The organism is Nocardiopsis sp. CNZ308 (genome assembly GCF_004217075.1).
In genome coordinates this window covers 3,176,147-3,196,613 of the sequence record NZ_SHKJ01000001.1, presented here as the reverse complement: position 1 = coordinate 3,196,613, position 20,467 = coordinate 3,176,147, and the positions used below count along the sequence as shown (strand labels likewise).

Annotated in this window: 24 protein-coding genes; all 24 read right to left on the bottom strand. The window is 68.3% G+C overall.

The genetic code is table 11. From position 1 onward, the window contains the following. Nucleotides 1-43 precede the first annotated feature (43 nt). The 24 genes from rplR to EV372_RS13890 all read right to left on the bottom strand — a co-directional run bounded on the left by rplR (nucleotide 44) and on the right by EV372_RS13890 (nucleotide 20,455). A complete protein-coding gene (gene rplR, locus EV372_RS14005; RefSeq protein WP_019610096.1) occupies nucleotides 44-424 on the bottom strand; it encodes a 50S ribosomal protein L18 in 381 nt (126 codons plus the stop codon). A gap of 2 nt (nucleotides 425-426) precedes the next feature. Further along, nucleotides 427-963 (bottom strand): 50S ribosomal protein L6, encoded by a 537-nt coding sequence (gene rplF / locus EV372_RS14000; protein ID WP_013156126.1) that lies wholly within the window; start codon nucleotides 961-963, stop codon nucleotides 427-429. 17 nt (nucleotides 964-980) lie between these two features. Then, nucleotides 981-1,379: a 30S ribosomal protein S8 gene (gene rpsH / locus EV372_RS13995; protein ID WP_013156125.1), complete on the bottom strand. Its 399-nt coding sequence runs from the start codon at nucleotides 1,377-1,379 to the stop codon at nucleotides 981-983. A gap of 270 nt (nucleotides 1,380-1,649) precedes the next feature. Continuing rightward, a complete protein-coding gene (locus EV372_RS13990) occupies nucleotides 1,650-1,835 on the bottom strand; it encodes a type Z 30S ribosomal protein S14 (RefSeq protein WP_013156124.1) in 186 nt (61 codons plus the stop codon). 13 nt (nucleotides 1,836-1,848) lie between these two features. Further along, nucleotides 1,849-2,424 (bottom strand): 50S ribosomal protein L5, encoded by a 576-nt coding sequence (gene rplE / locus EV372_RS13985; protein ID WP_013156123.1) that lies wholly within the window; start codon nucleotides 2,422-2,424, stop codon nucleotides 1,849-1,851. Then, a complete protein-coding gene (gene rplX / locus EV372_RS13980; protein WP_013156122.1) occupies nucleotides 2,424-2,729 on the bottom strand; it encodes a 50S ribosomal protein L24 in 306 nt (101 codons plus the stop codon). Before rplX ends, rplE begins: the two co-directional genes overlap by 1 nt. A 3-nt stretch (nucleotides 2,730-2,732) precedes the next feature. Then, nucleotides 2,733-3,101, bottom strand: coding sequence for a 50S ribosomal protein L14 (gene rplN / locus EV372_RS13975; protein WP_013156121.1), 369 nt, complete (start codon nucleotides 3,099-3,101; stop codon nucleotides 2,733-2,735). Nucleotides 3,102-3,204: 103 nt separating this feature from the next. Next, nucleotides 3,205-3,477 (bottom strand): 30S ribosomal protein S17, encoded by a 273-nt coding sequence (rpsQ, locus tag EV372_RS13970; RefSeq protein WP_013156120.1) that lies wholly within the window; start codon nucleotides 3,475-3,477, stop codon nucleotides 3,205-3,207. Then, nucleotides 3,474-3,725 carry a 50S ribosomal protein L29 gene (rpmC, locus tag EV372_RS13965; protein WP_013156119.1) on the bottom strand — a complete coding sequence of 84 codons (252 nt, stop codon included), beginning with the start codon at nucleotides 3,723-3,725 and terminating at the stop codon, nucleotides 3,474-3,476. Before rpmC ends, rpsQ begins: the two co-directional genes overlap by 4 nt. Then, nucleotides 3,725-4,138, bottom strand: coding sequence for a 50S ribosomal protein L16 (rplP, locus tag EV372_RS13960; protein ID WP_013156118.1), 414 nt, complete (start codon nucleotides 4,136-4,138; stop codon nucleotides 3,725-3,727). Before rplP ends, rpmC begins: the two co-directional genes overlap by 1 nt. 3 nt (nucleotides 4,139-4,141) lie before the next feature. Next, nucleotides 4,142-4,948 (bottom strand): 30S ribosomal protein S3, encoded by an 807-nt coding sequence (rpsC, locus tag EV372_RS13955; RefSeq protein WP_013156117.1) that lies wholly within the window; start codon nucleotides 4,946-4,948, stop codon nucleotides 4,142-4,144. Beyond that, nucleotides 4,948-5,316, bottom strand: coding sequence for a 50S ribosomal protein L22 (gene rplV / locus EV372_RS13950; protein ID WP_013156116.1), 369 nt, complete (start codon nucleotides 5,314-5,316; stop codon nucleotides 4,948-4,950). The genes rpsC and rplV overlap by 1 nt, the downstream gene beginning before the upstream one ends. A 72-nt stretch (nucleotides 5,317-5,388) precedes the next feature. After that, a complete protein-coding gene (gene rpsS / locus EV372_RS13945; RefSeq protein WP_013156115.1) occupies nucleotides 5,389-5,667 on the bottom strand; it encodes a 30S ribosomal protein S19 in 279 nt (92 codons plus the stop codon). A gap of 12 nt (nucleotides 5,668-5,679) precedes the next feature. Then, nucleotides 5,680-6,519, bottom strand: coding sequence for a 50S ribosomal protein L2 (rplB, locus tag EV372_RS13940; protein WP_013156114.1), 840 nt, complete (start codon nucleotides 6,517-6,519; stop codon nucleotides 5,680-5,682). 58 nt (nucleotides 6,520-6,577) lie between these two features. Next, complete coding sequence (rplW, locus tag EV372_RS13935; RefSeq protein WP_013156113.1) at nucleotides 6,578-6,868, bottom strand: 50S ribosomal protein L23; 291 nt, start codon at nucleotides 6,866-6,868, stop codon at nucleotides 6,578-6,580. Further along, nucleotides 6,865-7,536, bottom strand: a complete 672-nt coding sequence (rplD, locus tag EV372_RS13930) for a 50S ribosomal protein L4 (RefSeq protein ID WP_013156112.1) — start codon at nucleotides 7,534-7,536, stop codon at nucleotides 6,865-6,867. The genes rplW and rplD overlap by 4 nt, the downstream gene beginning before the upstream one ends. A gap of 3 nt (nucleotides 7,537-7,539) precedes the next feature. Further along, nucleotides 7,540-8,190 carry a 50S ribosomal protein L3 gene (gene rplC, locus EV372_RS13925; RefSeq protein ID WP_130396346.1) on the bottom strand — a complete coding sequence of 217 codons (651 nt, stop codon included), beginning with the start codon at nucleotides 8,188-8,190 and terminating at the stop codon, nucleotides 7,540-7,542. 12 nt (nucleotides 8,191-8,202) lie between these two features. Next, on the bottom strand, nucleotides 8,203-8,511 hold the full coding sequence (gene rpsJ, locus EV372_RS13920) for a 30S ribosomal protein S10 (RefSeq protein ID WP_013156110.1): 309 nt from the start codon (nucleotides 8,509-8,511) through the stop codon (nucleotides 8,203-8,205). A 252-nt stretch (nucleotides 8,512-8,763) separates the two neighbouring features. Continuing rightward, nucleotides 8,764-9,957 (bottom strand): elongation factor Tu, encoded by a 1,194-nt coding sequence (gene tuf, locus EV372_RS13915; protein WP_019610093.1) that lies wholly within the window; start codon nucleotides 9,955-9,957, stop codon nucleotides 8,764-8,766. 80 nt (nucleotides 9,958-10,037) lie between these two features. Next, nucleotides 10,038-12,152, bottom strand: a complete 2,115-nt coding sequence (gene fusA, locus EV372_RS13910; RefSeq protein ID WP_130396345.1) for an elongation factor G — start codon at nucleotides 12,150-12,152, stop codon at nucleotides 10,038-10,040. 40 nt (nucleotides 12,153-12,192) lie between these two features. Next, nucleotides 12,193-12,663 carry a 30S ribosomal protein S7 gene (rpsG, locus tag EV372_RS13905; RefSeq protein ID WP_013156107.1) on the bottom strand — a complete coding sequence of 157 codons (471 nt, stop codon included), beginning with the start codon at nucleotides 12,661-12,663 and terminating at the stop codon, nucleotides 12,193-12,195. 2 nt (nucleotides 12,664-12,665) lie between these two features. Further along, nucleotides 12,666-13,037, bottom strand: coding sequence for a 30S ribosomal protein S12 (rpsL, locus tag EV372_RS13900; protein WP_013156106.1), 372 nt, complete (start codon nucleotides 13,035-13,037; stop codon nucleotides 12,666-12,668). A 458-nt stretch (nucleotides 13,038-13,495) separates the two neighbouring features. Continuing rightward, a complete protein-coding gene (locus EV372_RS13895) occupies nucleotides 13,496-16,447 on the bottom strand; it encodes a hypothetical protein (protein WP_130396344.1) in 2,952 nt (983 codons plus the stop codon). Nucleotides 16,448-16,576: 129 nt separating this feature from the next. Continuing rightward, nucleotides 16,577-20,455 carry a DNA-directed RNA polymerase subunit beta' gene (locus EV372_RS13890; RefSeq protein ID WP_130396343.1) on the bottom strand — a complete coding sequence of 1,293 codons (3,879 nt, stop codon included), beginning with the start codon at nucleotides 20,453-20,455 and terminating at the stop codon, nucleotides 16,577-16,579. Nucleotides 20,456-20,467: the final 12 nt, after the last annotated feature.

Below are 20,467 nucleotides of genomic sequence, written 5' to 3'. Positions count from 1 at the left end.
TTCCTCTTCTCGTGGTTGATCTTGGCCGTTGCAGAGGTCATCGCTAGAACTCCAGCCCGCCCTCGCGCGCCGCGTCGGCGAGCTTGGCGATACGACCGGCGTACTGGTTGCCGCCGCGGTCGAAGACGACCGTGGAGACACCGGCGGCCTTGGCGCGCTCGGCGATGAGCTGACCGACCTTGACGGACTTGTCGGACTTGGTGCCCTCGTCGGCGCGCAGGTCGGCCTCGACGCTGGAGGCGGCGGCCAGGGTGTGACCCCTGGTGTCGTCGATCACCTGCGCGACGATGTGCTTGGAGGAGCGGAAGACGGCCAGGCGCGGACGCTCGGCGGTACCCACGACCTTCTTGCGGACGCGGAACTGGCGGCGCGCACGGGAGGTGGCGCGCTTGGTGGTCCGCTTGCGGCTCACGGTGCTACCCATGCCTACTTACCAGCCTTTCCGGCCTTGCGGCGGATGTGCTCACCCTGGTACCGCACGCCCTTGGCCTTGTACGGGTCAGGCTTACGCAGACCGCGGATGTTCGCGGCGACCTGGCCCACCAGCTGCTTGTCGATGCCCTCGACGTGGAGGATGGTCGGCTTCTCCACGCGGAAGCTGATGCCCGCGGGGGGCTCGACCACGACGGGGTGGCTGTAGCCCAGCGAGAACTCCAGGTTGGAGCCGCGGGCCTGGACGCGGTAACCCACGCCGTGGATCTCCAGCGTCTTGGTGTAGCCCTTGGCCACGCCCTCGACGAGGTTGGCGATGAGCGCACGGGTCAGACCGTGCAGCGAGCGGTTCTCCGGCTTGTCGTCCGGACGCGCCACCGTGACGACCCCGTCCTCCAGGGCCACGGTGATCGGCTCGGCGACGGTGTGCTTCAGCTCGCCCTTCGGACCCTTGACGGTGACGTCCTGCCCGTTAATCGTGACTTCGACGCCCTTGGGGACCGAGAGCGGCAGTCGACCGATTCGCGACATGCTTCAATCTCTCCCTGTTACCAGACGTAGGCGAGGACTTCGCCGCCCACGCCACGCTTCTTGGCCTGCTTTTCGGTCATCAGGCCGCCGGACGTCGAAATGATCGCCACGCCGAGGCCACCCAGCACCCGCGGCAGGTTCTCCTTCTTGGCGTACACCCGCAGACCGGGCTTGGAGACCCGGCGGATGCCCGCGATGGAACGCTCCCGGGTGGGGCCGTACTTCAGGTCCAGGACGAGGTTCTGGCCCACGGGGGCCTCCTCGGTCCGCCAGCCCTGAATGAAGCCCTCCTGCTGGAGGATCTCGGCGATGTGCGCCTTGATCTTGGAATACGGCATCGCCACGGTGTCGTGGTAAGCCGAATTCGCGTTGCGCAGACGCGTGAGCATGTCTGCGATCGGGTCGGTCATCGTCATGGCCGACTGGCCCTTCCTCACCGCGGTTTCCGAGTGCGGGCTTTCCCAGAGCCTGCCCTTGCGCGGGTACTCCCGCGAAGGTGCACAAACGGACCTACGGCGTGGTCGTGGGCACCGCGGTCCCCTTCGGGACTGCCGTGCCCTGGTGGTTGGATGTTGCCGGACCGTGCCGCATCGTGCGGTCACGGACGCTGTACGCGCCGAGGATGGCGCTTCGGGGGGCCGACTCCGTGCGCCCAGGGGTGGGCGAACGGTCGGCCCCGCCGGAAACTACCAGCTCGACTTGGTGATACCGGGCAGCTCGCCCCGGTGGGCCATCTCACGGAAGCAGATACGGCAGAGGCCGAACTTCCGGAAGACGGCGCGCGGGCGGCCGCACCGCGAGCATCGAGTATACGCGCGAACGCCGAACTTCGGCTTCCGCTGCGACTTCGCGATCAGGGACTTCTTGGCCATGTGTGCTTACCCCTCAGGCTTCCTTGAACGGGAAACCGAGCCGCTTGAGCAGGCTGCGGCCCTGTTCGTCGCTCGTGGCGGTGGTGACGACCGTGATGTCCATCCCACGCTGCCGGTCGACCTTGTCCGGGTCCACCTCGTGGAACATGACCTGCTCGGTCAGCCCGAAGGTGTAGTTGCCGTTCCCGTCGAACTGCTTCGGGGACAGGCCGCGGAAGTCCCGGATACGGGGCAGGGCCAGGGAGAGCAGCCGGTCGAGGAACTCCCACATCCGGTCGCCGCGCAGCGTGACGCTGGCGCCGATCGGCTGACCCTCGCGCAGCTTGAACTGCGCGATGGAGTTCTTGGCCCGGTTGATCCGCGGCTTCTGGCCGGTGATCGCCGACAGGTCGGCGATCGCGCCCTGGATCAGCTTCGCGTCACGAGCCGCCTCGCCAACACCCATGTTGACCACGATCTTCGTCAGACCGGGGACCTGCATGATGTTGCCGATGCCGTGCTCCTCCTTGAGGGCGGCAACGATCTCGTTACGGTACTTCTCCTTGAGCCGCGGCATCGGAGGGGCGGTGATGTCGTTGGTAACCGTCATCAGATGTCCTTACCGGTGCGGCGGGAGACGCGAACCTTGGTTCCGTCTTCCTCGAAGCGGTAGCCGACCCGGGTGGCCTTGCCGTCTTCCACGAGCGCGACGTTGCTCACGTGGATCGGGGCCTCCTTGGTGACGACCTCGCCCTGCTGGCCGCCCGCCGGGTTGGCCTTCCTGTGCTTCTTGACCAGGTTGACGCCCTCGACAACGACACGGTCTTCCTTCGGCAGGGCCTTGACGACCTTGCCGGTGGCACCCCGGTTCTTGCCGGCGAGAACGATGACCTCGTCGCCAGATTTGATCTTCATCGCTTAGAGCACCTCCGGCGCCAGCGAAATGATGCGCATGTACTTCTTGTCACGCAGCTCGCGGCCGACCGGGCCGAAGATGCGGGTGCCTCGCGGGTCCCCACCGTCCTTGATGAGCACGGCAGCGTTCTCATCGAAGCGGATGTAGGAGCCGTCGGGCCGGCGGCGCTCCTTGACGGTGCGCACGACAACGGCCTTGACGACGTCGCCCTTCTTGACTCCAGCGCCAGGCAGGGCGTCCTTCACCGTGGCGACGATCGTGTCGCCGATCCCGGCGTAGCGCCGACCCGAGCCACCGAGAACACGGATGGTGAGGATCTCCTTGGCACCCGTGTTGTCGGCGACCTTGAGTCGCGACTCCTGCTGAATCACGTCTGCTCCTGATGTGATGCGTGCGGTCCACTGCCGCACGGCTAGGTGGTCTCACCCCCGGGATCGGCGGCCGGCACGGGTGCCGGCCGCCGACAGGCTGGGGTTACTTAGCCTTCTCCAGGATCTCCACGACGCGCCAGCGCTTGGTCGCGGAGAGCGGCCTGGTCTCCATCAGTCGGACCAGGTCGCCCACGCCACAGGAGTTCGCCTCGTCGTGCGCCTTGTACTTGGACGTGCGACGGATGACCTTGCCGTACCTGGCGTGCGTGATGCGGTCCTCGACCTCGACAACGACGGTCTTGTCCATCTTGTCGCTGACGACGTAGCCCTCGCGCACCTTGCGGTAGTTGCGGGTCGCGGTCTGGTTCTCACTCATTCGGCTGCTTCCTTCTCCTGCGCCGACTCACCAGACAGCGGGGCGATACCCAGCTCGTGCTCACGCAGGATCGTGTAGATCCGGGCGATCTCGCGCTTGACGGTACGCAGTCGGCTGTGGTTGTCGAGCTGGCCGGTGGCGGCCTGGAAGCGGAGGTTGAACAGCTCTTCCTTGGCTTCCTTGAGCTTGGCGACCAGGTCCTCGACGGACTGGTCACGGAGCTCATGGGCAGTCACGGACTTGGCCATCACTCCCCCTCCCGCGTAACGAACTTGCACTTCATCGGGAGCTTGTGCATCGCACGGCGCATCGCCTCCTTGGCGATGGCCTCGGGCACGCCCGACAGCTCGAACATCACGCGACCGGGCTTGACCGGCGCGACCCACCACTCCGGGGAACCCTTACCGGAACCCATGCGGACCTCGGCGGGCTTCTTGGTCAGCGGGCGGTCCGGGAAGATGTTGATCCACACCTTGCCGCCACGCTTGATGTGACGCGTCATGGCGATACGAGCGGACTCGATCTGACGGTTCGTCACGTAGGCCGACTCCAGGGCCTGGATGCCGAACTCACCGAAAGTGACCGTCGTGCCGCCCTTGGCCTTGCCGCGCAGATCCGGGTGGTGCTGCTTGCGGTACTTGACCTTACGAGGAATAAGCACTGGTCAGCTCCCCTCGGACTTCGCGGACTCGGCCGGGGCCTTGGCCTCGGCGTTCTGCGGCTGGCCGCCACCGGCACCGCCGCGACGACGACGCTGGGGGCGCTCGCGGCGCTGACCGCCGCCACCGCCACCGCCGCCACCGGCGGAGCGCTGCGCGGCCTGGGCCGCCTCGCGCTCGGCGCGGGTGGCAGGTGCGTCACCCTTGTAGATCCAGACCTTCACACCGATGCGGCCGAAGGTCGTACGGGCCTCGAAGAAGCCGTAGTCGATGTCGGCGCGCAGGGTGTGCAGGGGCACACGGCCCTCGCGGTAGAACTCCGAGCGCGACATCTCGGCCCCGCCCAGACGGCCACCGCACTGGATGCGGATGCCCTTGGCACCGCTCTTCATGGCGGTCTGCATGGCCTTGCGCATCGCGCGGCGGAAGGCCACGCGGCTGCTCAGCTGCTCGGCGACGCCCTGGGCGACGAGCTGCGCGTCGATCTCGGGGTTCTTGACCTCGAAGACGTTCAGCTGGACCTGCTTGCCGGTCAGCTTCTCCAGGTCGGTCCGGATGCGGTCGGCCTCGACGCCGCGGCGGCCGATGACGATGCCCGGCCGGGCGGTGTAGACGTCGACGCGGACGCGGTCACGGGTGCGCTCGATCTCCACCTTGGAGATGCCCGCACGCTCCATGCCGCGGGTCAGCATCCGACGGATCGCGACGTCTTCCTTGACGTAGTCCTTGTAGGACTTGTCGGCGTACCAACGGCTCTTGAAGTCGGTGGTGACTCCGAGGCGGAACCCGTGCGGGTTTACCTTCTGCCCCACTATCGGGTCCTTTCCTTCGTCTTGGACGAGGCGCCCGAGCGCTCAGCGACGACCACGGTGATGTGGCTCGTGCGCTTGGTCACCCGGAAGGCGCGGCCGAAGCCTCGCGGACGAATGCGCTTCAGGGTCGGACCCTCGTCCACCCACGCGCGTTCGACCACCAGCGTCCCGCGGTCCAGCTTGTCGTTGTGCTCGGCGTTGGCGATGGCGCTAGCCAGCACCTTGCCAACAGGCTCGCTCGCCGACTGGGGCGCGAACCGGAGCACCGCCTGTGCCTCGTCAGCGGGCAACCCGCGAATAAGGTCCACCACCCGGCGGGCCTTTCGGGGCGTAACACGGACGAACCGTGCCTGTGCCCTCGTTCCCATCGCTTTTCCCTCGCTCACGGAAATTCATCTCCACTCACCGTGGAGAAATGGTTCTTTCTGCTGCTGCAACCGCTAACGGCGGCTACGGCGGTCTTCCTTGACGTGGCTGCGGAAAGTACGCGTGGGAGCGAACTCACCGAGCTTGTGGCCGACCATCGACTCGGACACGAACACGGGGACGTGCTTGCGGCCGTCGTGGACGGCGATCGTGTGACCGATCATCTCCGGAACGATCATGGACCGCCGGGACCACGTCTTGATGACGTTCTTGGTCCCCTTCTCGTTCTGCGACTCCACCTTCTTGATGAGGTGGTCGTCGACGAAGGGACCCTTCTTAAGGCTACGTGGCATCAGACGTGCTCCTTACCGCTTCTTCTTACCGCTACGCCGACGCCGCACGATGAGCTTGTCGCTGGCCTTGTTCTTGGCCCGGGTCCGGCCTTCCTTCTTACCCCAGGGGCTGACCGGGTGGCGGCCACCGGAGGTCTTGCCCTCACCACCACCGTGGGGGTGGTCGACCGGGTTCATCACGACACCGCGGACGGTCGGGCGCTTGCCCTTCCAGCGGGAGCGGCCGGCCTTGCCCCAGTTGATGTTGGACTGCTCGGCGTTGCCCACCTGGCCGACGGTGGCGCGGCAGGTGATCTCCACCATGCGCATCTCACCGGAGGGCATACGCAGCGTGGCGTACTTGCCCTCCTTGGCCAGGAGCTGGATCTGCGAGCCCGCGGAGCGGCCCAGCTTGGCGCCGCCGCCCGGCTTCAGCTCGACCGCGTGCACGAACGTACCCGTGGGGATGTTGCGCAGCGGGAGGCAGTTGCCGGGCTTGATGTCGGACTGCGGACCGTTCTCGACCCGGTCGCCCTGCTTGAGGCCGGCCGGAGCCAGGATGTAGCGCTTCTCACCGTCCACGTAGTGGAGCAGCGCGATGCGCGCGGTGCGGTTCGGGTCGTACTCGATGTGGGCGACCTTGGCCGGCACGCCGTCCTTGTCGTGACGACGGAAGTCGATCACGCGGTAGGCGCGCTTGTGGCCACCGCCCTGGTGGCGGGCGGTGATGCGGCCGTGGCCGTTGCGACCGCCCTTGGAGTGGAGCGGACGCACCAGGGACTTCTCGGGCTCCGAGCGCGTGATCTCGACGAAGTCGCTCACGCTGGAGCCGCGACGACCCGGTGTCGTCGGCTTGTACTTACGAATGCCCATCTTCTTCGCGCATTCCTTTACGTGTTGCTTGGTGTGTAGCGGTCAGACCCGGGAGAGGTCAGACACCGAAGATGTCGATCCGGTCGCCCTCGGCGACGCTGACGATCGCGCGCTTGGTGTCGGGACGCTTCCCGTAACCGAAGCGGGTGCGCTTGCGCTTGCCCTTGCGGTTGATCGTGTTCACGCTCGTGACCTTCACCTCGAAGATCTTCTCGATCGCGATCTTGATCTGGGTCTTGTTGGCGTCCGGGCGGACGATGAACGTGTACTTGTTCTCGTCCATGAGCCCGTAGCTCTTCTCGGAGATCACCGGCTCGACGATGATGTCCCGGTGGTCGGCGATCCTCACTGGTCGTCCTCCTCGGACTGCGCGGCCTTGGAGGCACCGGCCGCGTGGGCCAGGAACTCGGCGTAGCCCGCCTCGGTGAAGACCACGTCGTCCGAGTACAGGACGTCGTAGGTGTTCACCTGGTCCGCGTCGAGGATGTGCACCTCTTCGACGTTGCGCAGGGCGCGCCGGTTGTGCTCGTCGTCGCGGGCCAGCACCACCAGGACCTTGTCGGACTCGGTGACCTGGCGCAGCGCCTTCAGAGCGGTCTGCGTGAACTTGCTCTCCAGGTCCTCGGCCACGAACTGGCTGACGACGTGGATGCGGCCGTGGCGCGCCCGGTCCGAGAGGGCTCCGCGCAGGGCGGCGGCCTTCATCTTCTTGGGGGTGCGCTGGCTGTAGTCGCGCGGCTGGGGTCCGTGGACCGTGCCGCCGCCGGTGTACTGCGGGGCGCGGATGGAACCCTGGCGGGCCCGGCCCGTGCCCTTCTGGCGGTAGGGCTTCTTGCCACCGCCGCGGACGTCGCCGCGGGTCTTGGTGGCGTGCGTGCCCTGACGGCCAGCGGCGAGCTGGGCGTTCACGACCTGGTGGATCAGCGGGATGCTGACCTGCTGGGCGAAGACGGTGTCCGGCAGCTCGACGCTGCCCTTGGTGCCGCCCTCGGGGTTCTTGACCTCGATCTGGGCCATGGCTTACTTGTCCCCCTTCACAGCGGTGCGGACGAGCACCAGACCGCCGTTGGGACCGGGGACGGCACCCTTGACCAGGATGAGCCCCTTCTCCGCGTCGACGGAGTGAACGGTCAGGTTCTGGACGGTCTTGCGCACGTTGCCCATGCGACCGGCCATCCGCATGCCCTTGAACACGCGGCCGGGCGTGGCGCAGCCGCCGATGGAGCCGGGCGAGCGGTGCTTGCGCTGGGTACCGTGCGAGGCGGAGAGGCCGCGGAAACCGTGGCGCTTCATCACACCCGCGAAGCCCTTGCCCTTGCTCTTGCCCGTGACGTCGACCTTCTGGCCGATCTCGAAGCTGTCCGCGGTGACCTCCTGGCCGAGCGTGTACTCGGTGGCGTCGGTCGTGCGGACCTCGACGTAGTGGCGGCGCGGGGTCAGGTCGTGCCTGCGCAGGTAGTCGCCGAGCGGCTTGTTGACCTTGCGCGGGTTGATCTGCCCGTAGCCGAGCTGGATGGCGGAGTAGCCATCGGTGTCCGGAGTCCGGATGCGGCTCACGACGCACGGACCGGCCTTCAGAACCGTCACGGGCACCATCTTGCCCGTGTCGTCGAAGACCTGGGTCATGCCGAGCTTTTCGCCCAGAACTCCCTTGATCTGCTTGGTGGCCATGTCTGTGCGTCCTTAAAGCTTGATCTCGATGTCAACGCCCGCCGGGAGGTCGAGTCGCATGAGCGAGTCGACCGTCTTCGGCGTGGGGTCGATGATGTCGATCAGCCGCTTGTGCGTGCGCATCTCGAAGTGCTCGCGCGAGTCCTTGTACTTGTGCGGCGATCGGATGACGCAGTAAACGTTCTTCTCCGTCGGCAGCGGCACCGGGCCCGCGACCTGTGCGCCAGTTCGCGTCACAGTCTCGACGATCTTGCGAGCCGAGCTGTCGATGACCTCGTGGTCATAGGCCTTTAGCCGAATGCGGATCTTCTGTCCCGCCATGTGGCCTGTTCGTCCTTCGCTTCAGTGTCCGTAACGGTGAGCTGTTCCCGGTCACAGACGCCCAGGCCCGGCGGATCCGCCGTTGTAGCCGTGAGCCCCTATTCCCTTGAGAAACCGCAACAGGGCTTGCCCCTGCGGTGCGTCACCGTCACAGAGCCCGATGACGTCTTGTGTGCTGGCGGGCGGGCCGTGGACCCACGGCCCGCCCACCACGGCGGGGACGGCTCCGAAGGGGCCGCCCCCGCGCGGGTACTACTTGAGGATCTTCGTGACGCGACCCGCGCCCACGGTCCGGCCACCCTCGCGGATGGCGAACTTCAGGCCGTCCTCCATCGCGACGGGCTGGATGAGCTGGACGGTCATCTCGGTGTTGTCACCGGGCATGACCATCTCGGTGCCCTCCGGCAGCGTCACGACGCCGGTGACGTCCGTGGTGCGGAAGTAGAACTGCGGGCGGTAGTTGTTGAAGAACGGCGTGTGGCGGCCACCCTCGTCCTTGGACAGGATGACGACCTGGGCCTCGAACTCGGTGTGCGGGGTGGTCGTGCCGGGCTTGATGACGACCTGGCCGCGCTCGACGTCCTCGCGCTTGATGCCGCGCAGGAGCAGACCGACGTTGTCGCCGGCCTGGCCCTGGTCGAGCAGCTTGCGGAACATCTCGACACCGGTGACCGTGGTGGTCTGCTTCTCGTCCTTGATACCGACGATGTCGACGGTCTCGTTGACGTTGACGATGCCGCGCTCGATGCGACCGGTGACGACGGTGCCGCGACCGGTGATCGAGAAGACGTCCTCGATCGGCATGAGGAAGGGCTTCTCGGTGTCACGCTCGGGCTCGGGGATGAACTGGTCCACGGTGCCCATGAGCTCCAGGACGGACTTGCCCCACTCCTCGTCGCCCTCCAGCGCCTTGAGCGCGGAGACCTTGGTGACGGGAACGTCGTCGCCGGGGAACTCGTACTCGCTGAGGAGCTCGCGGACCTCGAGCTCGACGAGCTCGAAGATCTCCTCGTCGTCCACCATGTCGGCCTTGTTCAGGGCCACCACGATGTAGGGCACGCCGACCTGGCGGGCCAGGAGCACGTGCTCCTTGGTCTGCGGCATCGGGCCGTCGGTGGCGGCCACGACCAGGATGGCGCCGTCCATCTGCGCCGCACCCGTGATCATGTTCTTCACGTAGTCGGCGTGACCGGGGCAGTCCACGTGGGCGTAGTGGCGCGCCTCGGTCTGGTACTCGACGTGGGCGACGGAGATGGTGATACCGCGCTCGCGCTCCTCAGGAGCGTTGTCGATGTCCTCGAACGGCGTGAACGGGTTCAGGTCCGGGTACGCGTCGTGCAGCACCTTGGTGATGGCCGCGGTCAGCGTGGTCTTGCCGTGGTCGATGTGACCGATGGTGCCGATGTTGACGTGCGGCTTAGTCCGCTCGAACTTTGCTTTCGCCACTGGATGTCTCCTAGACGTACAGAGCTGTCTGGTGCTCGCTCCCCGCGTGGACGGGGAGCGGGCTGGTTACGTGTTCGCGACTATTCGCCGCGGACCTTCGCCACAATTTCTTGGGCGACAGCGGACGGAACCTCCGCGTAGGAGTCGAACACCATCGAGTAGTTGGCTCGACCCTGCGTGCGGCTGCGCAGGTCACCCACGTAGCCGAACATTTCGGAGAGGGGCACCTGGGCCTTGACGATACGGACGCCGGAACGCTCGTCCATGGACTGGATCTGTCCACGGCGGGAGTTCAGGTCGCCGATCACGTCACCCATGTACTCCTCGGGGGTGGTGACCTCGACAGCCATGACCGGCTCCAGGAGAGTCGGCTTGGCCAGCTTGACCGCCTCCTTGAAGGCGATCGAACCGGCGGTCTTGAAGGCCATCTCGGAGGAGTCGACCTCGTGGTACTGGCCGTCCTGGAGCGTCACCTTGACGCCGACGAGCGGGTAGTGCGCGAGCACGCCCAGCTCGGCGGCCTCCTGGCAGCCGGCGTCGACCGAGGGGATGTACTCCCTCGGGATGCGGCCACCGGTGACGGCGTTGACGAACTCGTAGCCCGAGGCGTCGCCGCTCTCGGTCTCCAGGGGCTCGATGTCGATCTTGACCTTGGCGAACTGGCCCGACCCACCGGTCTGCTTCTTGTGGGTGTAGGTGTGCCCCTCGACCTTCTTGCGAATGGTCTCGCGGTAGGCCACCTGCGGCTTGCCGATGTTCGCCTCGACCTTGAACTCGTCGCGCATGCGGTTGACGAGCACCTCGAGGTGCAGCTCGCCCATGCCCGAGATCACGGTCTGACCGGTCTGGTCGTCCGTGGCGACCTGGAACGAGGGGTCCTCGTCCGCCAGGCGCTGGATCGCGATGCCCAGCTTCTCCTGGTCGCTCTTGGTCTTGGGCTCGATGGCCACCTCGATGACCGGAGCCGGGAAGGTCATGGACTCCAGCACGATCGGGTTCGCCTGGTCGCACAGGGTCTCACCGGTCGTGGTGTCCTTGAGGCCCATGACGGCGACGATGTCGCCGGCGCCGACCTCGGAGATCTCCTCGCGCTTGTTGGAGTGCATGCGGTAGATCTTGCCGATGCGCTCCTTGCGGCCCTTGAGGCTGTTGAGCACCTGGGTGCCCGCCTGGAGAACGCCGGAGTAGACACGCACGTAGGTCAGCTTGCCCAGGTGCGGGTCGCTCATGATCTTGAAGACCAGGGCCGACAGCGGCTCGTCGTTGCTCGGCTTGCGGACGAGCTTGGTCTCCTCGGTCTCGTCCTTGGGGTCGTGACCCTCGACGCCCTCGACGTCCAGCGGCGAGGGGAGGTAGGCGGTGACCGCGTCGAGCAGGGGCTGCACGCCCTTGTTCTTGAACGCGGTGCCACACACGACCGGGACGGCCGTACCGGCGATGGTCGCGCGGCGGATCGCGGAGACGAGCTGTTCCACGGTGGGCTCCTGGCCCTCCAGGTACATCTCCATGATCTCGTCGTCGGCCTCGGCCAGCGTCTCGATGAACTGGTCGCGGGCCTCGCGGGCGGCGTCGGCGTGGCTCTCGGGGATGTCGACCGTGTCGTACATCTCGCCGAGCGCGGCCTCGTCGTTCCAGACGTAGGCCTTCATGCGGACGAGGTCGATGACGCCCTTGAAGTCGCTCTCGGCGCCGATGTTGAGCTGGATCGGCATGGCGTTGGCGCCGAGGCGCTCACGGAACATGTCGACACAGCGCTGGAACTCGGCGCCGATCTTGTCCATCTTGTTGACGAAGCAGATACGCGGGACGCCGTAGCGGTCCGCCTGGCGCCAGACCTGCTCCGACTGGGGCTCAACGCCCTCCTTGGCGTCGAAGACCGCGACGGCACCGTCGAGCACACGCAGCGACCGCTCGACCTCGACCGTGAAGTCGACGTGGCCGGGCGTGTCGATGATGTTGATGGTGTGGTCGTCCCAGTGGGTGGTGGTAGCAGCCGAGGTAATGGTGATACCCCGCTCCTGCTCCTCCTTCATCCAGTCCATCGTGGCGGCGCCATCGTGGACCTCGCCCACCTTGTGGGTCACACCGGTGTAGTAGAGGATCCGCTCAGTCGTCGTGGTCTTACCAGCGTCGATGTGAGCCATGATCCCGATGTTGCGGACCTTGGCCAGGTCAAGAACAGTTTTGGCAGCCATGAGGCTCGTCGTCCCTCGGTCTGTTTCGAACCCGCCGGAATTACCAGCGGTAGTGCGCGAAGGCCTTGTTCGACTCGGCCATCTTGTGCGTGTCCTCACGCTTCTTGACGGCCGCGCCGAGACCGTTGCTGGCGTCGACCAGCTCGTTCATCAGGCGCTCGGTCATGGTCTTCTCGCGACGCTGGCGCGCGTAGGAGACCAGCCAGCGCAGGGCCAGCGTGGTGGACCGGGAGGCGCGAACCTCGACCGGCACCTGGTAGGTCGCGCCGCCGACGCGGCGGCTGCGGACCTCGAGCGCGGGCTTGACGTTGTCCAGACCCCGCTTCAGGACGACGAGCGGGTCCTGGCCGGTCTTCTCGCGAGCACCCTCCAGGGCGTCGTAGACGACGCTCTGGGCGATGGAGCGCTTGCCGTCGAGCAGCACCTTGTTGATCAGTGCGGTGACGAGCGGCGAGCCGTAGACCGGGTCGGTGATGAGCTGGCGCTTCGGCGCCGGGCCCTTGCGCGGCATGCTTACTTCTCCTTCTTGGCGCCGTAACGGCTACGCGCCTGCTTGCGGTTACGGACACCCTGCGTGTCGAGCGAGCCGCGCACGATGCGGTAACGGACACCCGGCAGGTCCTTCACACGGCCACCGCGCACGAGCACGATGCTGTGCTCCTGCAGGTTGTGGCCGATGCCGGGGATGTAGGCCGTGACCTCGATCTGGCTGCTCAGCTTGACTCGGGCGACCTTGCGCAGAGCGGAGTTCGGCTTCTTGGGCGTGGTGGTGTAGACACGAGTGCACACACCACGACGCTGCGGACTCCCCTTCAGCGCCGGGGTCTTGTTCTTTGCGACCTTGTCCTGTCGGCCCTTGCGGACCAGCTGCTGGATGGTGGGCACCGCGTCTCCGTCTTCCTCGTGACCTACGCCGGTTCTCGTAGCCGATATCGCTATTGACCTGCTGGATTTCCCGAACCTCCCCGACCCCCGATGTCGGGCGTGTCGCGTTCGTTCCCGCGCATGGCGAAAACGAGATCACACCCGACCGAGAGGTCGAATCATGGGAGGGGGTTCACATGCGCCGCGCACCGTAGGTCCTCGTCTGCGGAACCGGGCGCCGCACACACATGTGCGACCCGTCGACTCACGGGCACAATCACACAGGCTACCGCTTGCCGTCAGGACGGTCAAAACGATGTGCGACATGGCGGGAACCGTCGGGACGGATCCTCGCTCAGCCGTGGGTCACCACCAGTCTACGCGGTCCCTGGGCTGCTCGGCCCCGCTTCGCAGAGGGCGCGGACGAAGGATGAAGGCCGCCTCCCAGGGACGATTGTCCCCGAGAGGCGGCCGTCGCGCTACAGGACCAGCCAGAGGGCGACGGAGATCACCGTCACCAGGATGCCGACGACGGCGAAGACCGTTCCGGTCGTGATCAGACCGAGGCCGTCGAGCTGCCCGCGGGACTCGCGGATCGCCCTCTTGGCCTTGGGCCCGGTGACCAGAAGGGCCAGGACGGCCGTGACCAGTCCCACGCCGGGCAGCAGCGAGGCCACGCCCAGCCACAGGGTGAGCGTCGCTCCCCGCTCGGTGTCGGCGAGGAAGTCGATGCTGTCGTAGCCGGGGTAGGCGTCACCGGCCTCGCCGCCCAGGGGGCGGTCGCCGAAGCCGGGGAACTCGTCGGCGATCGGGTCCTTGCGGCGCTTGCTGCGGCCCGCCGGGGCGGCGGGCATCCCGTAGTCGGCCGGGGTGAACCCGTCCTCGTACTCGGAGTCGTCGCGGTCGTCGCGCTCGTCACCGCGGGGCTCGGGGTCGTCGTCGTAGGCGTACTCCGGCTCCGGCCGGTCCGCGTCCCCGTCGTGGCCGTACTCCGGCCCTTCGGGGTCGTCGTCGTAGTGGCCGTAGTCCGCCCCGTCGTCACCGCGCGGGGGGACGTCGCGCCGGAACTCGTCGTCGTCCTCCCAGTCCCCCTCCCCGGCCAGGGCGCGGGCGTCGAACATCTGGGTGGCCCCGCCGGGGTCGTCCGGCAGGTCCTGGTCCCTGGAGCGGGCGCGCGACTGCATGTCGGCGATCGCGCCCAGGGGATCGTCCGCGCCGGGGACCGCCGCGGAGAGCTCACCGGTGTCGGGTCCTCCCCAGTCGACGGTCTCGGCCCGTCCGGAGGAGGACTCCCTGCGGCGCTGCTCCGCCTCGCGGACCACGTCCGGCAGCCGGGGGTCGTTGCGGTCGAACGCCCAGGTGTTGCCGCTGCCCGTGCCCAGCCCGGAGGGCGAGAGCTCGTCGCCGTACCCGTCGCCCCACGAGCCGCCGGAGTCCGCGCCGGGCCGGTCGCCGGTGCGGCCGGAGGGCGCCCAGGCGTCCAGGGCGTCGGCGCCCAGGGGGGTGCTGTCGGCGCCCCGGAAGTCGCCGCCGAGTTCGTCGTCGTCCCAGGAGCGGCCGCGTGCGCGGTCTCCCCCGAGGGGGTCGTCGTCGTAGGGGCGGTCGTCCCAGGCGTCGGCACCGCGCGCTCCGGTCCCGTGCCGGGGGGCGCGGTCGTCCCGGGGCCGGTCCGCCGGGGCGTCGTCGTCCCAGGAACTGCCGTCGGGTCCGGGCACGTCGGTCCATGAGGCCGGGCCGCGGTCGCGGTCGCGGTCGCGGACGGGAGCGTCGTCGTCCCAGCCGGAGGAGGCGCGTGTGCCGTCCTCCCAGGGCTGGCCTCCCCGGTCAGCGGTCCACGGACCGCGGTCGCCGGCGGGGTCGGGGCCCCAGGGCTGGTCGGTCGCGGAGGAGGGCCGCGTCTCCCACGACGCGGGGCCCAGGCCGTCGTCGGCCGCGTCACGGCCGCGGCCCGGGGCGTCGTCGTCCCACGGCTGGCCGGACGCGCCGGGGGCCGGGGCCTCCCAGGACGCGGGACCCAGACCGTCGTCGAGCGGATCGCGCGTACCGCCCGCGGGGGCGTCGTCCCAGGGCTGGGCGCCCCGGTCGGCGTTCCAGGTGCCGCGGTCGCCGGCGGAGCCGGTGTCCCAGGGCCGGGTGCCCTCCGCCGGGCCGCCGCTGCCGGAGGCCTCCGGCCAGGGAGCGGGGTCCCGGTCGCTGCCGCCGGGAGCGTCGACGTCCCAGGAGGAGGGCGAACTGGTCTCCTCCCCCCACGACCGGGCGCCGGGGGCCGGGGCGTCCCACGAGGCCGTGCCGAGGCCGTCGTCGAGAGGATCGCGCCGATCGGCGACCGGAGCGTCCTCCCACGGCTGGCCGCCGGGCACACCGGAGGAGGGAGCCTCCCACGACGCGGGGCCCAGGCCGTCGTCGGCGGTGTCCCGGCCGCGGTCCGGGGCGTCGTCCCAGGGCTGACCGGGTGCGGAGGGGGACGGGGTGTCCCAGGGCAGGGATGCGTCGGCCGAACCGCCCTCCGCGGAACCACCGGTTCCGGGGGAGTCCGACCACGGGGCCGACGCACCGGGGTCGTCCCCGCGGGCGGGGGCGTCGGCGTCCCAGGAAGAGGGAGAGGGAGGGCGGGTGTCGTCCTCCCACGGCCGGGCACCGGCGGTGCCCGCCCCAGCGGAGGCCGGGGCGTCCCACGGGGCCGTGCCGAGGCCGTCGTCGAGAGGATCGCGCCGATCGGCGACCGGAGCGTCCTCCCACGGCTGGCCGCCGGGCACACCGGAGGAGGGAGCGTCGTCCCACGGCTGACCGGAGGCACCGGGGTCGTCCCCGCGCGCGGGAGCGTCGGCGTCCCAGGCCGCGGAGCCGCGCGCGCCGCCGACGGTGTCGGACGACGCCTCCCAGGAGGGCGCGTTCCGGTCGTCTTCCAGCGGTGTGCCGGAACCCCACGGCTGTTCGGCGGCCGCGGAGGAGCCGGGTGCGGAGGAGGGCTCGTCCCGGGGCTGTCCGGCGTCCGGGGCGCCCCGGTCGCCCAGCGCGGGGATCTCCTGGGTCCGGGGACCGTCGGACCAGGCCTCGGACCGGTCGGCGCCCCGCTCCGACGGGAGCGGCACCTGGGCGCTGGCCGCGACGCTCGGCAGGGAGGGCTCCTCTGCCTCCCCCGGAACCCTGGTCAGCGGCTGGTAGGCCGCGGACCCGGCGCCCGGGTAGGAGATCCCGTGGGAGACGGGGGGCGGCGGTCCGCCCAGCGCCTCCGGATAGGGCTCCACCATGGCCGGACGGGACGAACTCAGCCCCGCGTACCCCCCGCTGTCCGGGAAGACCGTGTCAGCGGTCCCCTCGGATTCGAGCGGGTCCTGGTAGTCCGACTGTGTGCGGTAGCGGTTCTCGCTCGGCTTGAACCACGAGTCCTCCGCGTCGGAGTCCCGCCGTTCGCCCCCGTTGTCAGTCACCTGTGCCTCTCCCGCCAGCGCAGTAGCGCCGTCTTCCGTCCGCGTCAGCGGACCCTGTGCGCGGAACGGCGGCGGTACCACCCCCCGCGAGGGGTGGCATACCGCCGCCGTCAGTCAAGCAAACCGCTTCTACCGGTTGTACGGTCCGAAGTCGTACTCCTCCAGCGGAACGGCCTCGCCCGAACCCTGTCCGAAGGTGTACTCGCTCGGCTCCTCGTACCCGGAGACCGAGTACATCGAGGCCTTGGCCTCCTCGGTCGGCTCCACCCGGATGTTGCGGTACTGCGGAATGCCGGTACCGGCCGGGATGAGCTTACCGATGATGACGTTCTCCTTGAGGCCGAGGAGCGGGTCGCTCTTGCCGTGGATCGCGTTCTCGGTGAGCACCCGGGTGGTCTCCTGGAAGGAGGCCGCGGACAGCCAGGACTCCGTGGCCAGCGAGGCCTTGGTGATACCCAGCAGCACCGGGCGTCCGGCCGCGGGCTGGCCGCCCTCGGACACGACGCGGCGGTTGATCCGCTCGAACTTCGGCCGCTCGACCATCTCACCGGGCAGCAGCTCGGTGTCGCCCGACTCCAGGATGTTCACCCGCTTGAGCATCTGGCGGACGATGATCTCGATGTGCTTGTCGTGGATGGACACACCCTGCGACTTGTACACCTCCTGGACCTCGGACACCAGGTGCTGCTGCACCGCGCGCGGGCCCTGGATGCGCAGGACCTCGTGCGGGTTGATCGCACCCTGGATCAGCTGCTGACCGACCTTGACGTGGTCGCCGTCGGTGACGAGCAGCTGGGCGCGCATCGGGACCGGGTAGGCGATCTCGTCCGTGCCGTCGTCGGGGATGACGACGATCTTGCGGCTCTTCTCGGTGTCGTCGATCCGGATCCGGCCCTCCATCTCGGAGATCGGGGCCACACCCTTGGGGATGCGGGCCTCGAAGAGCTCCTGGACACGGGGCAGACCGTGGGTGATGTCCTGACCGGCCGAACCGCCCATGTGGAAGGTGCGCATGGTCAGCTGGGTGCCGGGCTCACCGATGGACTGGGCCGCGATGATACCGATCGCCTCACCGACGTCCACCGGCTTGCCGGTCGCCATGGAGCGGCCGTAGCAGGTGGTGCAGACGCCGATCTTGGCCTCGCAGACCAGCGACGAGCGCACGCGGACGCGGGTGATCCCGGCCTCGATGAGCTTGTCGATGTTCTGCTCGGAGGTGTCGCTCAGGGCGGGGAGGACGATGTTGCCCTCCGCGTCCACCGCGTCCTCGGCGATGGTCCGGCCGAAACCGGTGTTCTCGACGTTGTGCTTGCGCACGACGACGCCGGCGGCGTTCTTCTCGCCGATCTCGTGCCAGAGCGAGCGCTCCGTGCCGCAGTCGATCTCGCGGACGATGACGTCCTGCGCCACGTCCACCAGACGACGGGTCAGGTAACCCGAGTCGGCGGTACGCAGGGCGGTGTCGGCCAGGCCCTTGCGCTGGCCGTGCGTGGAGATGAAGTACTCCAGCACGGACAGGCCCTCGCGGTAGGAGGACTTGATCGGACGCGGGATCGTCTCACCCTTGGTGTTGGAGACCAGGCCGCGGATACCCGCGATCTGGCGCACCTGCATCGGGTTGCCTCGGGCGCCGGACTGGACCATCATCCACACCGGGTTGTCGGCGGGGAAGTTCCTCTCCATGTCCTGGGCGACCTCGGTGGTCGCCTGGGTCCACACCTCGGTGAGCTCCTGACGGCGCTCGTCGTCGGTGATGAGACCGCGGTCGTACTCGCGCTGGATCTTGTCCGCCTTGCGCTCGTACCCCTCCAGGATCTCGGTCTTGCGCGGCGGCGCGACGACGTCCTCGATGCCGATGGTCAGACCGGACCGGGTGGCCCAGTGGTAACCGGCGTCCTTGAGGGCGTCCAGCGTCGTGGCGACCTGGACCTTGGGGTAGTTCTCGGCGAGGTCGTTGACCAGCGTCGAGACCTGTTTCTTGCCCACCTGGAAGTTGACGTACGGGTAGTCGACCGGGGTGGTCTCGTTGAACAGGTACCGGCCCAGGGTGGTCTCCAGGGTGTACGGCTCCCCCGGCGTCCAGCCCTCCGGCGGCGTCCAGTCCTTCGGCGCCGGGGCGCCGTCGGCGATCCGGAGCTTGATCCTCGCCTGGAGGTCGAGGTCCCCCAGGTCGTAGGCCATGATGCCCTCGGCCGGGGAGAGGAACGAGCGCCCCTCGCCCTTGGCTCCGATCTTCTCCGTCGTCAGGTAGAACAGGCCGATGATCATGTCCTGGGTGGGCATGGTCACGGGCTTGCCGTCGGACGGCTTGAGGATGTTGTTGGTGGCCAGCATCAGCAGCCGCGCCTCGGCCTGGGCCTCGGCGGACAGCGGCAGGTGCACGGCCATCTGGTCGCCGTCGAAGTCGGCGTTGAACGCCGTGCACACGAGCGGGTGGATCTGGATGGCCTTGCCCTCGACCAGCTGCGGCTCGAAGGCCTGGATGCCCAGGCGGTGCAGCGTCGGGGCGCGGTTGAGCAGAACCGGGTGCTCGGTGATGACCTCTTCGAGGACGTCCCACACGACCGGGCGGGACCGCTCGACCATGCGCTTGGCGCTCTTGATGTTCTGCGCGTGGTTCAGGTCCACCAGGCGCTTCATCACGAAGGGCTTGAACAGCTCCAGCGCCATCTGCTTGGGCAGGCCGCACTGGTGCAGCTTGAGCTGCGGGCCGACGACGATGACCGAACGGCCGGAGTAGTCGACGCGCTTGCCCAGCAGGTTCTGGCGGAAGCGGCCCTGCTTGCCCTTGAGCATGTCGGACAGCGACTTGAGCGGACGGTTGCCCGGCCCGGTGACCGGGCGGCCCCGGCGGCCGTTGTCGAACAGCGCGTCGACGGCCTCCTGGAGCATCCGCTTCTCGTTGTTGACGATGATCTCGGGCGCGCCGAGGTCGAGCAGCCGCTTGAGGCGGTTGTTGCGGTTGATGACACGGCGGTACAGGTCGTTGAGGTCGGAGGTCGCGAAGCGGCCACCGTCCAGCTGCACCATCGGACGCAGGTCCGGCGGGATGACCGGGATGCAGTCCAGCACCATGCCCATGGGGCTGTTGGTGGTGTTGAGGAACGCCGAGACGACCTTGAGCCGCTTCAGGGCGCGGGCCTTCTTCTGGCCCTTGCCGGTGCGGATGATCTCCCGGAGCCTCTCGGCCTCCACGTCCAGCTCGAAGTTGGCCAGCCGGTCCTGGATGGCCTGGGCGCCCATGCCGCCGCGGAAGTACTTGCCGAAGCGGTCCCGCATCTCGCGGTAGAGCATCTCGTCGCCCTCGAGGTCCTGGACCTTGAGGTTCTTGAACCGGTTCCAGACCTCGTCGAGGCGGTCGATCTCCCGCTGGGCGCGGTCGCGCAGCTGGCGCATCTCGCGCTCGGCGCCCTCGCGCACCTTGCGGCGGGCGTCGCCCTTGGCCCCCTGCTCCTCCAGCTCGGCGAGGTCGGCCTCCAGCTTGCGGTGGCGGTCCTCGACGGTGGAGTCGCGGCGCTGCTCCAGGTGCTGCTTCTCGACCGAGATCCGCGCCTCCAGGGACTGGAGGTCGCGCTCACGGGCCTCGGTGTCCACCCACGTGACCATGTAGGCGGCGAAGTAGATGATCTTCTCGAGATCCTTCGGCGCCAGGTCCAGCAGGTAGCCCAGGCGGGAGGGCACGCCCTTGAAGTACCAGATGTGCGTGACGGGAGCGGCCAGCTCGATGTGGCCCATCCGCTCACGGCGCACCTTGGCACGGGTCACCTCGACGCCGCAGCGCTCACAGATGATGCCCTTGAAGCGGACGCGCTTGTACTTGCCGCAGTAGCACTCCCAGTCGCGGGTCGGACCGAAGATCTTCTCGCAGAAGAGTCCGTCCTTCTCGGGCTTGAGGGTGCGGTAGTTGATGGTCTCGGGCTTCTTGACCTCGCCGTGCGACCACTGGCGGATATCGTCGGCCGTGGCCAGGCCGATGCGCAGCTCGTCGAAGAAGTTGACGTCGAGCACTTAATTCGTCCC